Source organism: Muricoccus roseus (genome assembly GCF_900141905.1).
GTDB lineage: Bacteria > Pseudomonadota > Alphaproteobacteria > Acetobacterales > Acetobacteraceae > Roseomonas > Roseomonas rosea.
Genome location: NZ_FQZF01000019.1, coordinates 35,619 through 49,460, shown reverse-complemented (window position 1 = coordinate 49,460; position 13,842 = coordinate 35,619). Strand labels below are relative to the sequence as shown.

12 protein-coding genes are annotated in these 13,842 nt (G+C 71.8%); 2 read left to right on the top strand and 10 right to left on the bottom strand.

Annotation, left to right across the window (positions count from 1 at the left end; all coding sequences use genetic code 11):
• Positions 1 to 39 precede the first annotated feature (39 nt).
• Positions 40 to 2,004, top strand: coding sequence for a hybrid sensor histidine kinase/response regulator (locus BUB97_RS16145; protein WP_086062253.1), 1,965 nt, complete (start codon positions 40 to 42; stop codon positions 2,002 to 2,004).
• A gap of 273 nt (positions 2,005 to 2,277) precedes the next feature.
• On the opposite strand, the gene BUB97_RS16140 is transcribed toward BUB97_RS16145, so the two are convergent.
• On the bottom strand, positions 2,278 to 3,099 hold the full coding sequence (locus BUB97_RS16140; RefSeq protein WP_073136566.1) for an RNA methyltransferase: 822 nt from the start codon (positions 3,097 to 3,099) through the stop codon (positions 2,278 to 2,280).
• A 229-nt stretch (positions 3,100 to 3,328) separates the two neighbouring features.
• Between BUB97_RS16140 and BUB97_RS16135 the strand changes: the two genes are divergently transcribed.
• Positions 3,329 to 4,501 carry an extracellular catalytic domain type 1 short-chain-length polyhydroxyalkanoate depolymerase gene (locus tag BUB97_RS16135; protein ID WP_073136564.1) on the top strand — a complete coding sequence of 391 codons (1,173 nt, stop codon included), beginning with the start codon at positions 3,329 to 3,331 and terminating at the stop codon, positions 4,499 to 4,501.
• Between the two features lie 44 nt (positions 4,502 to 4,545).
• On the opposite strand, the gene BUB97_RS26265 is transcribed toward BUB97_RS16135, so the two are convergent.
• The 9 genes from BUB97_RS26265 to BUB97_RS16090 all read right to left on the bottom strand — a co-directional run bounded on the left by BUB97_RS26265 (position 4,546) and on the right by BUB97_RS16090 (position 13,763).
• Positions 4,546 to 4,914, bottom strand: a complete 369-nt coding sequence (locus BUB97_RS26265) for a DUF1488 family protein (RefSeq protein WP_073136562.1) — start codon at positions 4,912 to 4,914, stop codon at positions 4,546 to 4,548.
• A gap of 369 nt (positions 4,915 to 5,283) precedes the next feature.
• Positions 5,284 to 5,892, bottom strand: a complete 609-nt coding sequence (locus BUB97_RS16125; protein WP_073136560.1) for an exopolysaccharide biosynthesis protein — start codon at positions 5,890 to 5,892, stop codon at positions 5,284 to 5,286.
• 10 nt (positions 5,893 to 5,902) lie between these two features.
• Positions 5,903 to 6,106: a hypothetical protein gene (locus BUB97_RS16120; protein ID WP_073136558.1), complete on the bottom strand. Its 204-nt coding sequence runs from the start codon at positions 6,104 to 6,106 to the stop codon at positions 5,903 to 5,905.
• Positions 6,107 to 6,260: 154 nt separating this feature from the next.
• Positions 6,261 to 8,597 (bottom strand): class I SAM-dependent methyltransferase, encoded by a 2,337-nt coding sequence (locus BUB97_RS16115; RefSeq protein ID WP_073136555.1) that lies wholly within the window; start codon positions 8,595 to 8,597, stop codon positions 6,261 to 6,263.
• 86 nt (positions 8,598 to 8,683) lie between these two features.
• Entirely contained in the window at positions 8,684 to 9,205 is a 522-nt protein-coding gene (locus tag BUB97_RS16110) for a GNAT family N-acetyltransferase (RefSeq protein WP_073136554.1), read from the bottom strand.
• On the bottom strand, positions 9,190 to 10,632 hold the full coding sequence (cysS, locus tag BUB97_RS16105) for a cysteine--tRNA ligase (protein ID WP_073136552.1): 1,443 nt from the start codon (positions 10,630 to 10,632) through the stop codon (positions 9,190 to 9,192). The genes BUB97_RS16110 and cysS overlap by 16 nt, the downstream gene beginning before the upstream one ends.
• 4 nt (positions 10,633 to 10,636) lie before the next feature.
• Positions 10,637 to 11,968, bottom strand: a complete 1,332-nt coding sequence (gltX, locus tag BUB97_RS16100; protein WP_073136549.1) for a glutamate--tRNA ligase — start codon at positions 11,966 to 11,968, stop codon at positions 10,637 to 10,639.
• The gene (locus BUB97_RS16095) at positions 11,965 to 12,345 is read right to left on the bottom strand and encodes a hypothetical protein (protein WP_073136547.1); all 381 of its coding nucleotides are present in this window, start codon (positions 12,343 to 12,345) and stop codon (positions 11,965 to 11,967) included. Before BUB97_RS16095 ends, gltX begins: the two co-directional genes overlap by 4 nt.
• A complete protein-coding gene (locus BUB97_RS16090; RefSeq protein WP_073136545.1) occupies positions 12,342 to 13,763 on the bottom strand; it encodes a nitrilase-related carbon-nitrogen hydrolase in 1,422 nt (473 codons plus the stop codon). The genes BUB97_RS16095 and BUB97_RS16090 overlap by 4 nt, the downstream gene beginning before the upstream one ends.
• Positions 13,764 to 13,842: the final 79 nt, after the last annotated feature.

Genomic DNA, 13,842 nt, shown 5'->3' with positions numbered 1-13,842 from the left:
CCGAAGTGAACGCATGCGACCGGACCATGCCTTAAGGTGATGACCGCCCCCCAGGCTATCCCAGGCGCGAGAATCGCGGCTCCCACGGCCGGCACCTACGAGATGCTCGTCCAGGCCGTGGTGGACTATGCGATCTACATGCTGGACCCCGAGGGCTACGTCGCCAGCTGGAATCCCGGCGCGCAGCGGATCAAGGGCTACGACGCCGAGGAAATCATCGGCCAGCACTTCTCCCGCTTCTACACCGAGGAGGACCGCGCCGCCCGGATCCCCGAGCAGGCCCTGCGCATCGCGGCCGAGACCGGCCGCTTCACCGCCGAAGCCTGGCGCCTCCGCAAGGACGGCACGCGCTTCTGGGCCATGGTCGTGATCGACCCCGTCCGCCGCAACGGCCAGCTCGTCGGCTTCGCCAAGATCACCCGCGACATGACCGAGCAGCGCCTCATGCAGCTCGCCGCGCTGGAAAGCGAACGCGGCTTCCGCCTGCTCGTGCAGGGAGTGGTGGACTACGCCATCTACATGCTCAGCCCCGAGGGCCTCGTCACCAACTGGAACGCGGGCGCCGAGCGCATCAAGGGCTACGCCGCCACGGAGATCACCGGCCAGCACTTCTCCCGCTTCTATACGCCCGAGGACATCGCCACCCGCCTCCCCTGGCGCGCGCTGGAAACGGCCGAGCGCGAGGGCCGCTTCGAGGCCGAGGGCTGGCGCCTCCGCAAGGACGGCAGCCGCTTCTGGGCCGGCGTCGTCATCGACGCCATCCGCGACGAATCCGGGACGCTGATTGGCTTCGCGAAGATCACCCGCGACCTCTCCGAACGGCGCGAGGCGCAGATCCGCCTCGACGAATCCCGCCAGCAGCTCTTCCAGGCGCAGAAGATGGAGGCGCTCGGCCACCTCACCGGCGGCCTTGCCCATGACTTCAACAACCTCCTCACCGGCATGATCGGCAGCCTCGAGCTGCTGAGGACCCGCGTCGCCCAGGGCCGCCTCACCGATCTCGAGCGCTACCTCACCGCCGCCCAGGGCGCCGCCAGCCGCGCTGCCGCCCTCACGCACCGCCTGCTCGCCTTCGCCCGCCGCCAGACCCTCGACCCCAAGCCCACCGACGCCAACCGCCTGGTCGCCGGCATGGAGGACCTCCTCCGCCGCACCGTCGGCCCGGCCATCCGGATCGAGACGCGCCTCGCCCCGGATCTCTGGCCCGTCCTCTGCGACCCGAACCAGCTCGAAAGCGCCATCCTCAACCTCTGCATCAACGCGCGCGACGCGATGCCCGATGGCGGCCAGATCGTCATCGAAACCGCCAATGCCGAATTCACCGGCCAGGCCGCGCAGGACCGCGACATCCCCCCCGGCGGCTACGTCACCGTCGCCATCGCCGATACCGGCACCGGCATGCCGCCCGAGGTGCAGGAGCGCGCCTTCGACCCCTTCTTCACCACCAAGCCCCTGGGCCAGGGCACCGGCCTCGGCCTGTCCATGGTCTATGGCTTCGCGCGCCAGTCCGGCGGCCATGTCCGTATCCAGTCCGCCCATGGCGCCGGCACGCGGGTGAAGATCGACCTGCCCCGCCACAGCGGCACCGCCGAGGCAGAGGCGTCCGAGCCCATGCCCGGTGCCGCTTCCCGGGCCCGCGCCGGCGAAACCGTCCTGGTGGTCGACGACGAAGCCACCATCCGCATGCTCGTCGCTGAGGTGCTGCAGGAACGGGGCTTCGCTGTCATCGAGGCGCCGGACGGCCCCTCCGGCCTGAAGATCCTCGAGTCCGACATGCCGATCGACCTGCTGATCACCGATGTCGGCCTGCCCGGCGGCATGAACGGCCGCCAGCTCGCCGATGCCGCCCGCCAGCTCCGCCCGACCCTCAAGGTGCTCTTCATCACCGGCTATGCCGAAACCGCGGTCATGGGCGAGGGACAGCTCGAGCCCGGCATGCATGTGATGACCAAGCCCTTCCCGATGGACGCTCTGGCCAGCCGGCTCGGGCAGATCCTGGGCTAGGGATGCCGGTCTGTCCCGGGGAGAGAAAGAAGGAATTCTTCCTCTCCCCGGACCCCTCACCTTCTTCTTTTTCTTCAAGTTTGGAATCACGGGGCTGACAGTGCGCCTGAGGTCTTGGACCTCAGGCGACTTCAACGGCAGAATCAGCACCCTTCAACCCGAGACCCCTTCGATCCGGGGTATCCACGGCAGTCAGACGGGGTTCCAAGGGCCTCAGGCCCTTGGCGAGTGGAGGGCGGAGCCCTCCGGGCAAGACCCTGGAGCCGCGTGGCCTCAGCCGTCGATCTGCGGGTCCACCGTCGGTTCCGGCACCGCCGGGCCGCCGCGCGCGATCCGGCCGCGGGAGAGTTCGGTGACCACGCCGTGCAGGGTGCGCAGTTCCTGTTCCGTCACCTCGCCCCGTTCGAAGAGGTGGCGGAGGTTGCGGACCATGCCCGGGCGCTTGGGCAGGTTGTCCAGGAAGCCGCAGGCGTCGAGTTCCTTCACCAGCCGGCCGAGGAAGCCCTCCAGTTCGCCTTTGGTGGCGACGCGGGTTTCGTTGGTCATGAAGGCGCGGGGGGGCGTGGATTCCTCGGCCATCCACCACTCATAGGCCAGGATCATCACGGCCTGGGCGAGGTTCAGGCTCATATGGGCGGGGTTGAGGGGGTAGCGGACGAGGGTGTCGGCGCGCGCCATGTCCTCGTTGTCCAGCCCGGCGCGTTCGGGGCCGAAGAGGATGGCGGCGCGGAGGCCGCGGCTGTTGATTTCGCGCAGGTCCTCCGCCGCGGCGCGGGCGGTGCGGACGGGGATGATGACGTGGCGCGGGCGCGGGCAGGTGGCGAAGACGCGGTGGCAGTCGGCCAGGGCGTCGTCCACCGTCTCGTGGATGGTGGCGGCGTCCAGGATGCGGTCGGCGCCCGAGGCCGCGCGGTAGGCCACTTCCTGCGGCCAGCCGTCGCGGGGCGCGACGATGCGCAGGTGGAACAGGCCGCCATTGGCCATGGCGCGGGCGACGGTGCCGATGTTCTGCGCCATCTGCGGGCGGACGAGGACCACGATGGGGCTCTCGCCGGGCGGGGGGGTGAGGGCTGCGCCGCCGTCTCTGCCGGTCATCGGGGGGGCATGCCGCCTGGCGCGGGCCGGGGCAAGAGGTGCTTTGGGGGTGGAGCCATTCCGGCGCCGGGGAGTGGCATGGGCGGGTGTGAAAGGACAGGACGGCACACGCATCCGCGACCTTGCCGCGCCTTACCTTCAGGCGGCCGGCACCCCATGTTGCAATGCAGCATGACGCCCAGGCGCCTGGCCGGGCTCGGCCGCGGCCCGGCGCAGGAAAGGGCTTCCCATGGATTCCAAGCTTGGCCTCGCGGCACTCGTCCGCCTGCAGCGTCTTCGCCGGCACGCAGCCGGGCAGGCGGCCGGTGCGCCGTCCGGCGACGGGCGGCTGGTGGAGGTGACGGATTTCGGCTCCAACCCCGGGGCGCTGCGGATGCTCGCCTACCGGCCGGCAGGGCTGCGGCGGGGCGCGCCGCTGGTGGTGGCGCTGCATGGCTGCACCCAGGCCGCGGGCGGCTACGACCGGGGCTGCGGATGGTCGGACATGGCGGACCGCGCCGGCTTCGCGCTGCTGATGCCGGAGCAGCAGCGGGGCAATAACGGGCATCTCTGCTTCAACTGGTTCGAGCCGGGCGACACGGCGCGCGACATGGGCGAGGCGCTCTCGATCCGGCAGATGATCGGGCACATGGTGGAGCGGGACGGGCTGGATCCGGCGCGGGTTTTCATCAGCGGGCTTTCGGCCGGGGGCGCCATGACCTCGGTGATGCTGGCCACCTATCCCGAGCTTTTCGCGGGCGGGGCGGTGCTGGCCGGGCTGCCGCATGGCGCGGCGCGCAGCGTGGCGGAGGCGTTTTCCGCGATGGGCCGACCGGCCGCGCTACCGGCCTCCACGCGGGGCGAGGCGGTGCGGGCGGCGAGCGGGCATCGTGGCCCCTGGCCGCGCGTCGCGGTGTGGCAGGGGGATGCGGATACGACCGTGCATCCCGGCAATGCCGAGGAAATCGCGAAGCAGTGGCTCAGCCTGCATGGGCTTGCAAATGCGGCGCCCGAGGAGACGGTCGGGGCGGCCGGGCATGCGCAGCAGGTCTGGCGCGGGGCGGATGGCGGCGTGCGGGTGGCGGTGCATCGCATCCCCGGCATGGCCCATGGGGTGCCGCTGAATCCCGGGCGGACGGAGGGGCGCTGCGGTGTGGCCGGGCCCTATCTGCTGGATGTCGGCCTCTCCTCCACCCATGCCATGCTGGAGTTCTGGGGGCTGGAGACGGCCGGGGCGGCCCTGCCGGAGATGGAGGTGATCCCGCCCGGGGCGGCCGCGGCTTCCGACCGCGCCCGGCCGGAGGCGCCGCATGCGGCGTCAGGCAGGCCTGGCTTTCCGCCGATGGATCAGGGGCTCCTGTCCCACGGGCCCGGGGCGGTGATCGCGAAGGCGCTGCGGGCGGCAGGGCTCATGGGGCGCTGATGCGGCGCTGACGGCCAGTGCCCCTGGCCGTCAGGGGCGGTCGCTCAGGGCTGGAGCGCGGCCTGGCCGGCGATCGCGGGCGGCTCGGGGTCGTCGTCAAGATCGGCCGACCAGACATGCACCGGGCCGTCCAGCCCGCCCGGGCGCTCGCGGAACTTCGCCAGGGCCGCCTGCTCGATGCGCGGACGCAGACGGACGAACTCGGTCATGATGTCGCGTGGCAGGTTCGAATAACGACCGCCCGCATCCTGGATGGCCGCCTTGGAAACGGAGCAGGCGAGCGCCACGCCATGCTCCTCCACCTCGAACAGGATGCGGTCGTGCTGCCAGCGGGGCTGGCGGAGCACCGGGGCGTTCGCCGCGACGGGATGGGCCGCCGTATCGGGACGGTCGCCGGGATGATCGTTGTTCATTCGCCACCCTAGGCCCTTCCGGTCGCGGGGCGGGCGCACGTTCGCGGCATGATGCCCGTGCTGGGGAGTCTCGCTTGAGGGCTCCGCCCTCAACCCGCCAAGGGCCTCAGGCCCTTGGAACCCCGTCTGACTGCCGTGGATACCCCGGATCGAACGGGTCTCTGGTTCAAGGGGATTGGTCCTGCGCTTGCAGTCGCCTGAGGTCATCGACCTCAGGCGCACCGCCAGCTGAGTGATTCCAAACTCGAAGAAAAAGATGATGGGTCGAAGGCACTGCCTTCGACGGGTCCGGGGAGAGGAAGAATTCCTTCTTTCTCTCCCCGGGACAAACCGACAGACGAAAACCCGGCAGCACGAGACGGATCCCGCTCAACCGCCGAGCCAGAGGGTCGTTTCCACCGTTCCCCAGACCGCGGCCGCCATGGCCAGGACAAGCGCCACGGCGGAGACGAGGGAGAGGCAGAGCAGCAGTCCGTCCTCCTCCAGATAGGCGATGGCCATCAGCACGATGACCAAGCTGGGCGGGATGTTGCTGAGTGGCAGGGGGACGAGCAGGCAGGCGCCAAGGAGCAGGATGGCCGCGCCCACCACGCGCTTGGTCGTTTGGAAGGGCGTGGGCCAGCGCGGGCGGCTGAAGCGCTCGATGACGCGGAGGACCGGCAGGGCGCGGGTGATGAGTGCGGCGAAGCGGGCCGCCGCGATGGGGCGGTTCGAGAAGCGGCGCGGGAAGACAGGGGCGGTGCGGCCGAGCAGCATCTGGAAGGCCGGGACAGCGACGAGGAGGCCGGCGAAGAGCGAGATGCCGGGCAGCAGCCCGCCGGTGCCGAAGAGGAGCAGGAGGATGCCGAAGGCGCGTTCCCGGAGATGGGCGAGGACCCAGGCGAGGGTCACGCCGTCCGGCGGCGCCGTGCTTCGCAGGCGGGCCAGCACGGCGGAGGTGGCCTCATGGGGGAGGACGTCTTCGCCGGGCTGCGTCATGGCGGGGAGGTCAGGGATGGTCCTCAGGGGGGGTGGCGAGGGCGAGTTCCATCGCCTCCATCTCCCCAAAGGGCTTCAGCTCGCCGCTGGCCACCAGCCCGTGCAGGCGGCCCATGAGATCGGCCGCGGCGTCGGCCACGCGCTCGAAGTCGCGGCGGGCCGCGTCGCGTTCGCGGGTGAGCCGCTCGATGTCGCCGGGCTGATGTGTGATCACGCGGGGGCTCCGGCCATTCCGCCTCCGGCGGCGTCGCCTTCGGCTTCGGGCAGGATAGCGCGCGGCAGGGCCCGGCGCGATGGGCGATCCGGCGTCGCGCCGTTCAGGCGGCGCGGCGCGCCTGCCATTCCGGGTTAGCCAGGCGCGCGCGGACTCAGTGCGCGCGAGCGACGAGGATGGTGAAGTCGCTGCCGATCCGGCCTTCCGCCATCATGCGGTCCTCCAGCTCGAAGAAGCGCCGGAGATGGGCCATGTCCTCCGGGCTGTCCTCGCGGAAGTTCTGCGCGATGTTGCCGAGGGCGAGGTGCAGCAGCGTCCCGCCATAGGGGCGTTCCTCCACGATCTCGAAATGCCGGGCGAGGACCTCGCGGATCTCGGCGCTGCGGATGGCCTCGGTGGGGTCGACCGCGATCATGTTCTCGATCGTGTCGCGTGCCTGGGGCGGCTTCTGGCCGCTGGGGGTGCGGCGCAGGCGAGGCGGCAGGGAATCGAGCAACTCGTTCACGAGGTCGATCTGCGTGTCGGTCCACTGGAAGCGGTTGGGGCCGACATACTCGTTCAGGTGGAAAATGCCGCCGGGGCGGAGGGCGCGGCGGATGGCGGCGAAGATTTCGTCCAGCCGCTCGATGTGGTGGACGGACTGGTGGGCGAAGACGACGTCGTAGGAGCCCTCCGGGAAGTCCTGCGTCTCGAGGTCCCCCACATGGTAACGGAGCCAGCCAAAGCCGGCCTCCTCCGCCAGGCGGCGGGCCTCGGCGATCGCGCCCTCGGCCAGGTCGTAGGCGTCGATCTCGCGCAACATGCCGCGCGCGGCCAGGTCGCGCTCCAGCCCGCCGAAGCCGCAGCCGAGGGAGAGGGCGCGCGGAATGGGGAGTGGCATCCCGTTCCCGGCCAGGATCTCGCCAAGGCGGGTATAGGCGTCCCGGTCCGGGTAGCCGGAGACAAGCGTGTTGATCCGGGCCCGCACGGCGGGATGGGCCATCCAGTACCAGCCCACCGCCTCGGCCTGCTCCTCCGGCGAGAGGGACCAGTAGGCGGCGGCGCCGGCGGTTTCGCCCTCGGCGCCCTGGGCGCTGGCCGCGCGGAGGGAGGGAGGCGCCATGAGGCCGGTGCGGCCGGCATCGTGCTCGGCCTGCTCCTCCGGCGTGCGGCGGCGGAGGATGACGAAGTCCTGGATGGCCGCGGTCGCGTCCTCGATCGCGAGGACCTCGAAATAGGGGCTCCAGCGGTCCACGATATAGGCGCGGGACTGCATGGCGGAGCGGTAGTACTCCTTGTCCTCAATCACCGCGTCCAGCGCGTCGTCCACGGAGAGGTCCAGGAAGCCGTCCCGCTCGATCTGGCGGAAGAGATGGGGCGGGAAGCCATTATAGGCGAACTGCACGGGCCCCTGGATGGAGAGGAAGACGAGGCCGCCGGGGCGGACGACGCGGCGCAGCTCCTCCAGCCAGGCGAACTGCACCTCCTCCTTCAGATGGGTGACGACGGAGATGCCCACGGCGAGGTCGAAGGACCCGTCCTCGAAGGGCATGGGCGGCATGAGGCCCACCGTCTCGAAGCGGCCGCCGGGCAGGTTGGCGCGGCACCAGGCGATGTTGTCCGCGTCGATGTCCACGCCCGTCACCCGCGCGCCGGAATGGGCGATGAGATAGCGCGCGAGGCGCCCGGCGCCGCAGCCCCAGTCCAGGATGCGCGGGGTGTCGCCCCAGGTCAGCCCCAGCTCGCGCAGGTGGAATTCGAGGTTCTTGAACAGGGTGGCGCCGCCGAAGACGAAGCGCGCCCGGTTGGCCTCGCCCACCACGCGGCGCTGGTTGTCCTCGGGCGGCAGGGGGAATCGCTCGAATTGCGGGTGGACAAAGTGCAGGGCGCGCCGCCAGTCGGCCTCGAGATAGTGGCCGGTCGGCGAGGCGTCGAAGCGCAGGAAGCCGTCTGTGCTGAGCGTGGCCGTGTCCGTCCCCAGCCGCGCGCGGACATGCAGCCCCCCTCCCCGAACCTCCGAGAAGCGGGCGGCGGTCTGCTCGTCGAGCATGGGATACTCGGCATGGGCGAAGCGCTGGCCGTTCACGAAGAAGGCCATGTTGGCCGCCAGCCCTTCCGGGGCGCCGGCCAGGCCCTCGATCTGGATCGCGCGGTCGGTGACCCGGACATCGCCGAGAAGGAAAGGCAGGTGCCGGAGCGCGGCGCGCTGCAGCTCGCGTGCCGTGAGGCGGTCCAGCTCGGCATCCGGTCCGGCATCCGGCCCGGGCACGGCCGGCGGGACCTGCTCGGGCGGGGGCTGCTCGGGTGGGGGGGCGGCGAGGTGGGCGAGCTGCTGCCGGAGCTGGCGCAGCGCCTCCTCCTGCGCCTCCAGCCGGCCGCCGAGGGCGCGGCCGGCCTCCTCCTGCTGCGCGCCGAGCCGGGCGACCGCCGCGTTCAGGTCGCGGATCGCCTCGCGGAGCCGGCCAGCGGGAGGAAGGGCACGCAGTGCGATGCTGGAGAGGAGGCTGGCCATGGGCGCGCTGGATCCATCCGTTGCTCCCCGGCACACCTAGATCATGCTGGCCTTGGGTTGAAGCGTCGCCGTGCCGGGGCGACGGGTCAGGCCGGAGTGGCGGCCGCCCGGCGCGCCTGCCATTCCGGGCGCAGGATGGACATGATCACCAGGTCCTCGCGGCTGCCATCCGGGCGGGGGCGCGCCTGGCGGAGGCGGCCTTCCTCGGTGAAGCCTTCACGCCCGTAGAGGTGGCGGGCGCGGGCATTGCCGGCGAGGGTGTGCAGCCAGAAGCGGTGGACGGGCGTGTTGGCGAAGGCCCAGTCCGTGACGGCGTTGAAGAGCGCGGTGCCGAGGCCCCTGCCCGGCTCGGCGACGGCGATGCGCTTGAGGCAGTGGTTGCCGCGCGTGTCCGTCAGATCCGAGAGGATGGCGAAGCCGACGGGGGTGCCGGGCGGCGCCTCCGCGATGAAATAGGCGAAGGCGGAAGAGGCGAGCTGCGCCGCGTGCTCCGCCTCCGGCTGACGGTTGATGAAGGCATCATGGCCGGGCGTCGCTTCCACGGCCATGACGAAGGGAAGATCCTCCGCCGTGGCGCGGCGGAGGTTCAGCGTCAGGCGCGGCGCCATGTGGTGGTGCCCTTGCCGTCCTCGAGCACGATGCCCTTGGCCGCGAGGTCCGCGCGGATGCGGTCGGCCTCGGCCCAGTCCTTGTTGGCGCGGGCGGCGAGGCGGGCCTGGATGGCGGCCTCGATCTCCGCATCCTCTCCCCCTGCCCCGCCATCCGCCTTGCCCTGGCGCCAGGCCTGGGGATCGGAAGGGAGGAGGCCGATGGCGTTGGCGGCCTCGCGCAGCGCGGCGCCGGCCTGGCCGGGCTTGGGGGACCAGCCCCGGTTGGCGCGCGAGAGCACGGCGGTCATCGAGCCGCCGACCTGCATGACGTTCTCCAGCGCGCGCAGGTCCCGCAGCCGGGCGATGACCAGCGGGGTGTTCAGGTCGTCGGCCAGGGGCTCCAGTGCCCAGGCGACCATGTCGGCGACCGTCTCGTCCCCTTCCTCGGGCCGGGGCAGGTCGCGCACGAGCAGGGCGTAGTGGTCGTCCAGCTCGGCCCGGGCCTCCTCCAGCCGCTCGGGCGTGTAGTCGAGGGCGGAGCGGTAGTGCGTTTTCAGCAGCAGCAGGCGGAAGGCCTCGCCGGCCCAGGGGCCGCGCGCGAGGATGTCGCGCACCGTGAGGAAGTTCCCGAGGGACTTCGACATCTTCTCGCCGTTCACGAGCAGCATGCCGTTGTGCATCCAGAGATGCGCGAAGCGGCTGCCGGGGAAGGCGCAGCAGGATTGCGCCACCTCGTTCTCGTGGTGGGGGAAGATCAGGTCGGCGCCGCCGCCATGGATGTCGATCTCCTCGCCGAGGTTGCGCCAGGCCATGGCGGAGCACTCGATATGCCAGCCCGGGCGGCCGCGGCCCCAGGGGGAATCCCAGCCTGGGGTTTCGGCATCGCTCGGCTTCCACAGAACGAAGTCGCCGGGGTCGCGCTTGTAGGGGGCGACCTCGACGCGGGCGCCGGCGAGCATCTCGTCCGGGCTGCGGCCGGAGAGCTGGCCGTATTCGGGGTAGGAGGCGACGGAGAAGAGGACGTGGCCCTCCGCCTCATAGGCATGGCCGTTGGCGATCAGGCGTTCGATGAGCGCGATCATCTCCGGGATGCTGGCGGTGGCGCGCGGCTCGACATCGGGGGGCGCGCAGTTCAGCGCGGCGATGTCGTCATGAAAATCGGCGATGGTACGGGCGGTGATGGCGGCGATGGGCTCGCCGCTCTCGCGGGAGCGCGCGTTGATCTTGTCGTCCACGTCCGTGATGTTGCGGACATAGGTGACGGCGGGGAATTCGCGGCGCAGCAGGCGCGCGAGCACGTCGAAGACGACGACGGGGCGCGCATTGCCGAGATGGGCGAGGTCGTAGACCGTCGGGCCGCAGACATAGAGGCGGATGTGGTTCGGGTCGATCGGGCGGAATTCCACCCGTTCGCGGCGCGCGCTGTCGTGGAAGTGGAGTTGCATCGTTTCAGCCGATCGATCGCTGCAGGCGGATGGCCGCGCGGTCGCGGCCGATCAGCGGCAGGAAGGTCTTGAGGTCGGGGCCGTGCTCCTCGCCGGTCAGGGCGAGGCGGAGGGGGAGGAAGAGGGCCTTGCCCTTCTTGCCCGTCGCGGCCGAGAGCGCGGCGGTCCAGGCGGACCAGGTGGTCGCGTCCCAGGGTTCGGCGGGGAGGGATTCCAGCGCGGCCTTGAGGAGCTCGGATTCCTCCGGCTGCTCCGGCACGGTGATGTCGCCGCGGGCGACGTCGTACCAGTCGCGCGCCTCGGCCAGCAGGTCGAGATTGCCGCGGATGGCGAGCCAGAACGCCTCGTCGGCGCCTTCGGGCAGGCGGTCCTTCACCTGCGCGAAGCCGAGGGCGTGCAGGTGGCGGCGGTTGAGGGCGAGGAGCTGCTTCGTGTCGAAGCGCGCGGGGGAGTGGGAGACGCGGGTGATGTCCCAGTCCGCCACGAGGTCCTTCGGCGCGGCGGCGACGGGGTCGCGCGAGGTGCCGAGCGCCGAGAGATAGCCGGTGATGGCCTCGGGCTCGATGCCGTCGCGCCGGAACTGGCGGAGCGAGATGCTGCCGAGGCGCTTGGAGAGCTGCCCGCCCTCCGCATCCGTCAGCAGCGGCATATGCGCGAAGTGGATGCGGTTCGGGCGGCCGCTCAGCGCCTCGATGATGTCGATCTGGATGCCGGTATTGGTGACGTGGTCCTCGCCCCGGATGATGTGGGTGATGCCCGTCTCCAGGTCATCGACCACCGAGGTGAAGGTGTAGAGGAAGGAGCCGTCCGCACGGATGAGCACGGGGTCCGAGAGGCTGGGGAGCTTCACGTTGCGCTCGCCCAGCACGCCGTCCCGCCAGGTGACGGTGCGGGTGTTCAGCTTGAAGCGGTAATAGGGCGTCTTGCCGTTGGCGAGCGCGCGTTCGAGCTGCTCCTGCGTCATCTTCAGCGCGCCGCGGTCGTAGATGGGCGCGCGGCCCTGCTTGCGGCGCTGCTCGCGCTTGAAGTTCAGCTCCTCCTCGCTTTCGAAGCAGGGATAGAGGAGGCCCTTCCTCTTCAGCACCTCGGCGGCGGCCTCGTAGCGCGCGATGCGGTCGGACTGGCGGAAGAACTCGTCCCAGTCGAGGCCGAGCCAGCGCAGGTCCTCCTCGATCCCTTGCGCGTATTCGGGCTTGCTGCGCTCGGTATCCGTGTCGTCCAGGCGCAGCACGAAGGTGCCGCCGCGCTTGCGGGCCTCCAGCCAGTTCGCCAGGGCCGGGCGGGCATTGCCCACATGCAGCCAGCCCGTGGGGCTGGGCGCGAAGCGGACCTTCATTCGCCCCCCTCCTCCTCATCGTCGGTCATGTTCTTGCGGGGGTCGAGCGCGCGCCAGTCGCGCTCTGCCTTCGTGCGGGCGGGCTTGGCGGCGAAGTTCCGGATCTCGGCGCCCGAGGTCCAGTGCTCGCCATCCAGGTCCAGCGCTTCGGCATCCTCGCCGAAGGCGAACCAGGCGGCGAGGACGGCATCGGCATCCATGCCCGGGGCGCGGCAGCGCTCCATGCTGTCGCGCACGTAGCGGCGGGCGAAGGTGGCGGCATCGGCGGCGCTGGGGAAGCCGCGGATCTCCTCCACGGGTTCGTCGCCATTGCCGCCGGAGAGGTCCTTGATGCGGACGAAGGGGCCTGTCGGGGCGGGGAGCGGGGAGTTGGTCATGGCGCCGGGGCCTCGTCGGGGTTGCGGTGGCCCAATATGTGGCCCCGATCCCCCCCGAAGGCGCGGGGTGCGGGATTCAGGCCGGGCGGGAGTCGGCGGCGCTTGTAATCCGCGTGGGCGAGGCTTTGCCAGGGGGTGAGGCGCGGGGCCTGCCCGGCTTGGGGGGCGGGGCTGGCCGGTGGAAGCGGCAGGCCGGGCGCCGGAGGGCCCAGCAGGCCGGCGGGGTGGTGGGCGTTGCGCCAGGCCGCGAGGGCCTGGCGCTCCGCGCCGGTGAGGTGCCGGAGCGGGGCGAAGGCCGAGGGGCAGTCGCTCGGCGTCTCGGTGAGGGGGAGGAGGTTTCCGGCCAGGGCGAGGCTGTCCAGGGCCAGGCGGTGGAGTGGGTCGGGCGGAGGCGTCGCGCCCAGGGCCGCGGCCAGGGCCGTGGCGGCGGGGCCGAGCGCGAGAGGCCGGGGCTCCAGGCCGAGGCGCTGCGCGAGAGGGGTGGCCTCCGCCTCCAGCAGGAGGGGGTGGAGGGCTTCGGCGGCGAAGGCGTCGGTCGCAAGGGCGGCTGTGAGGGCTGCCTCCGGACCGGCGCGGAGCGGGAGCAGGATGCCGGCGGGGGCGTGGCGCGCGGCATGGTCGCGCAGGGCGAGGAGAAGGGCGCGCCAGAGGGCTTCCTCTTCCCCCATGGCGGGCGGCCTGGGCTGGGGCGTGCAGCGCCACGCTCCTTCGGCCCGGGTCCATTCGGTGACGGCGAGTGTTTCCGCGAAGGGCGGGAGGCGGAGGGCGGGGCTGCGATCCGCGTTGAGGATGAGGGCGGCGCCGTCATGCGCCGCTTCCTCCTCCGCGCCGAGGCGGTTGAGCAGGATGAGCGGGAGGTCGTTCTCCACAACCCGGGACAGGGCGGCTTGCAGCACGCGCTCCTCCCCGCCCCGCTCGAAGGGCAGGGCGTCGAGGGCGACCAGCAGCTCCGCGCCGGTCTCGGCCAGGGTTTCGGGCGTGGCGGGCTGGCGCCAGTCGGCCCCCGCCATGAGGCCGAGCCGGGCCCCGCGGAAGGCCACGGGGCCGGGCACCGGGCCGGGATCGAAGCCGGGGCGCGGCTCATGGGCGGCGCGGCGGGCGCGGATGGCGCCGCCCTCCAGCAGGTGCAGGGCGTCGTGCAGGCGCGGGCCGTCCCGCCAGGGGGCACCGAGGATGAGGGCGGGGCCGGGTTCGGCGGCCAGGGCGGCGAGGGCCGCCTCGCAGGCCTCGGCGAAGGCGGGATCGGCGGCGAGGGCGGCGGGGACGGCGCCGGAGAGGGCGTGCAGGGGGGCGAGGAGGAGATCCGCCCCCTCCCCCGCCGCCTGGGCGCGCAGGGCGCGAAGGCGGGCGGCATTCGCCTCGGTTTCCGCCATGCGCGGGTTGAAGCTGGCCAGGGCGATGCGGAGCGTGTCGGGCATGGGGGCCGGACCCTAGGGCAGCGCGCCGGAGGGCGGAATGGTGCTGGCGTCGCGACGCGGAGGGCGCGAGAAGGCGGGG

Coding starts and splice junctions, on each gene's coding strand:
- BUB97_RS16115 (WP_073136555.1), bottom strand. CDS start 8,597: ATGGCCAGCCTCCTCTCCAGCATCGCACTGCGTGCCCTTCCTCCCGCT.
- BUB97_RS16090 (WP_073136545.1), bottom strand. CDS start 13,763: ATGCCCGACACGCTCCGCATCGCCCTGGCCAGCTTCAACCCGCGCATG.
- BUB97_RS16135 (WP_073136564.1), top strand. CDS start 3,329: ATGGATTCCAAGCTTGGCCTCGCGGCACTCGTCCGCCTGCAGCGTCTT.
- BUB97_RS16110 (WP_073136554.1), bottom strand. CDS start 9,205: ATGGCGCCGCGCCTGACGCTGAACCTCCGCCGCGCCACGGCGGAGGAT.
- BUB97_RS16145 (WP_086062253.1), top strand. CDS start 40: ATGACCGCCCCCCAGGCTATCCCAGGCGCGAGAATCGCGGCTCCCACG.
- BUB97_RS16095 (WP_073136547.1), bottom strand. CDS start 12,345: ATGACCAACTCCCCGCTCCCCGCCCCGACAGGCCCCTTCGTCCGCATC.
- BUB97_RS26265 (WP_073136562.1), bottom strand. CDS start 4,914: ATGAACAACGATCATCCCGGCGACCGTCCCGATACGGCGGCCCATCCC.
- gltX (WP_073136549.1), bottom strand. CDS start 11,968: ATGAAGGTCCGCTTCGCGCCCAGCCCCACGGGCTGGCTGCATGTGGGC.
- cysS (WP_073136552.1), bottom strand. CDS start 10,632: ATGCAACTCCACTTCCACGACAGCGCGCGCCGCGAACGGGTGGAATTC.
- BUB97_RS16125 (WP_073136560.1), bottom strand. CDS start 5,892: ATGACGCAGCCCGGCGAAGACGTCCTCCCCCATGAGGCCACCTCCGCC.
- BUB97_RS16140 (WP_073136566.1), bottom strand. CDS start 3,099: ATGACCGGCAGAGACGGCGGCGCAGCCCTCACCCCCCCGCCCGGCGAG.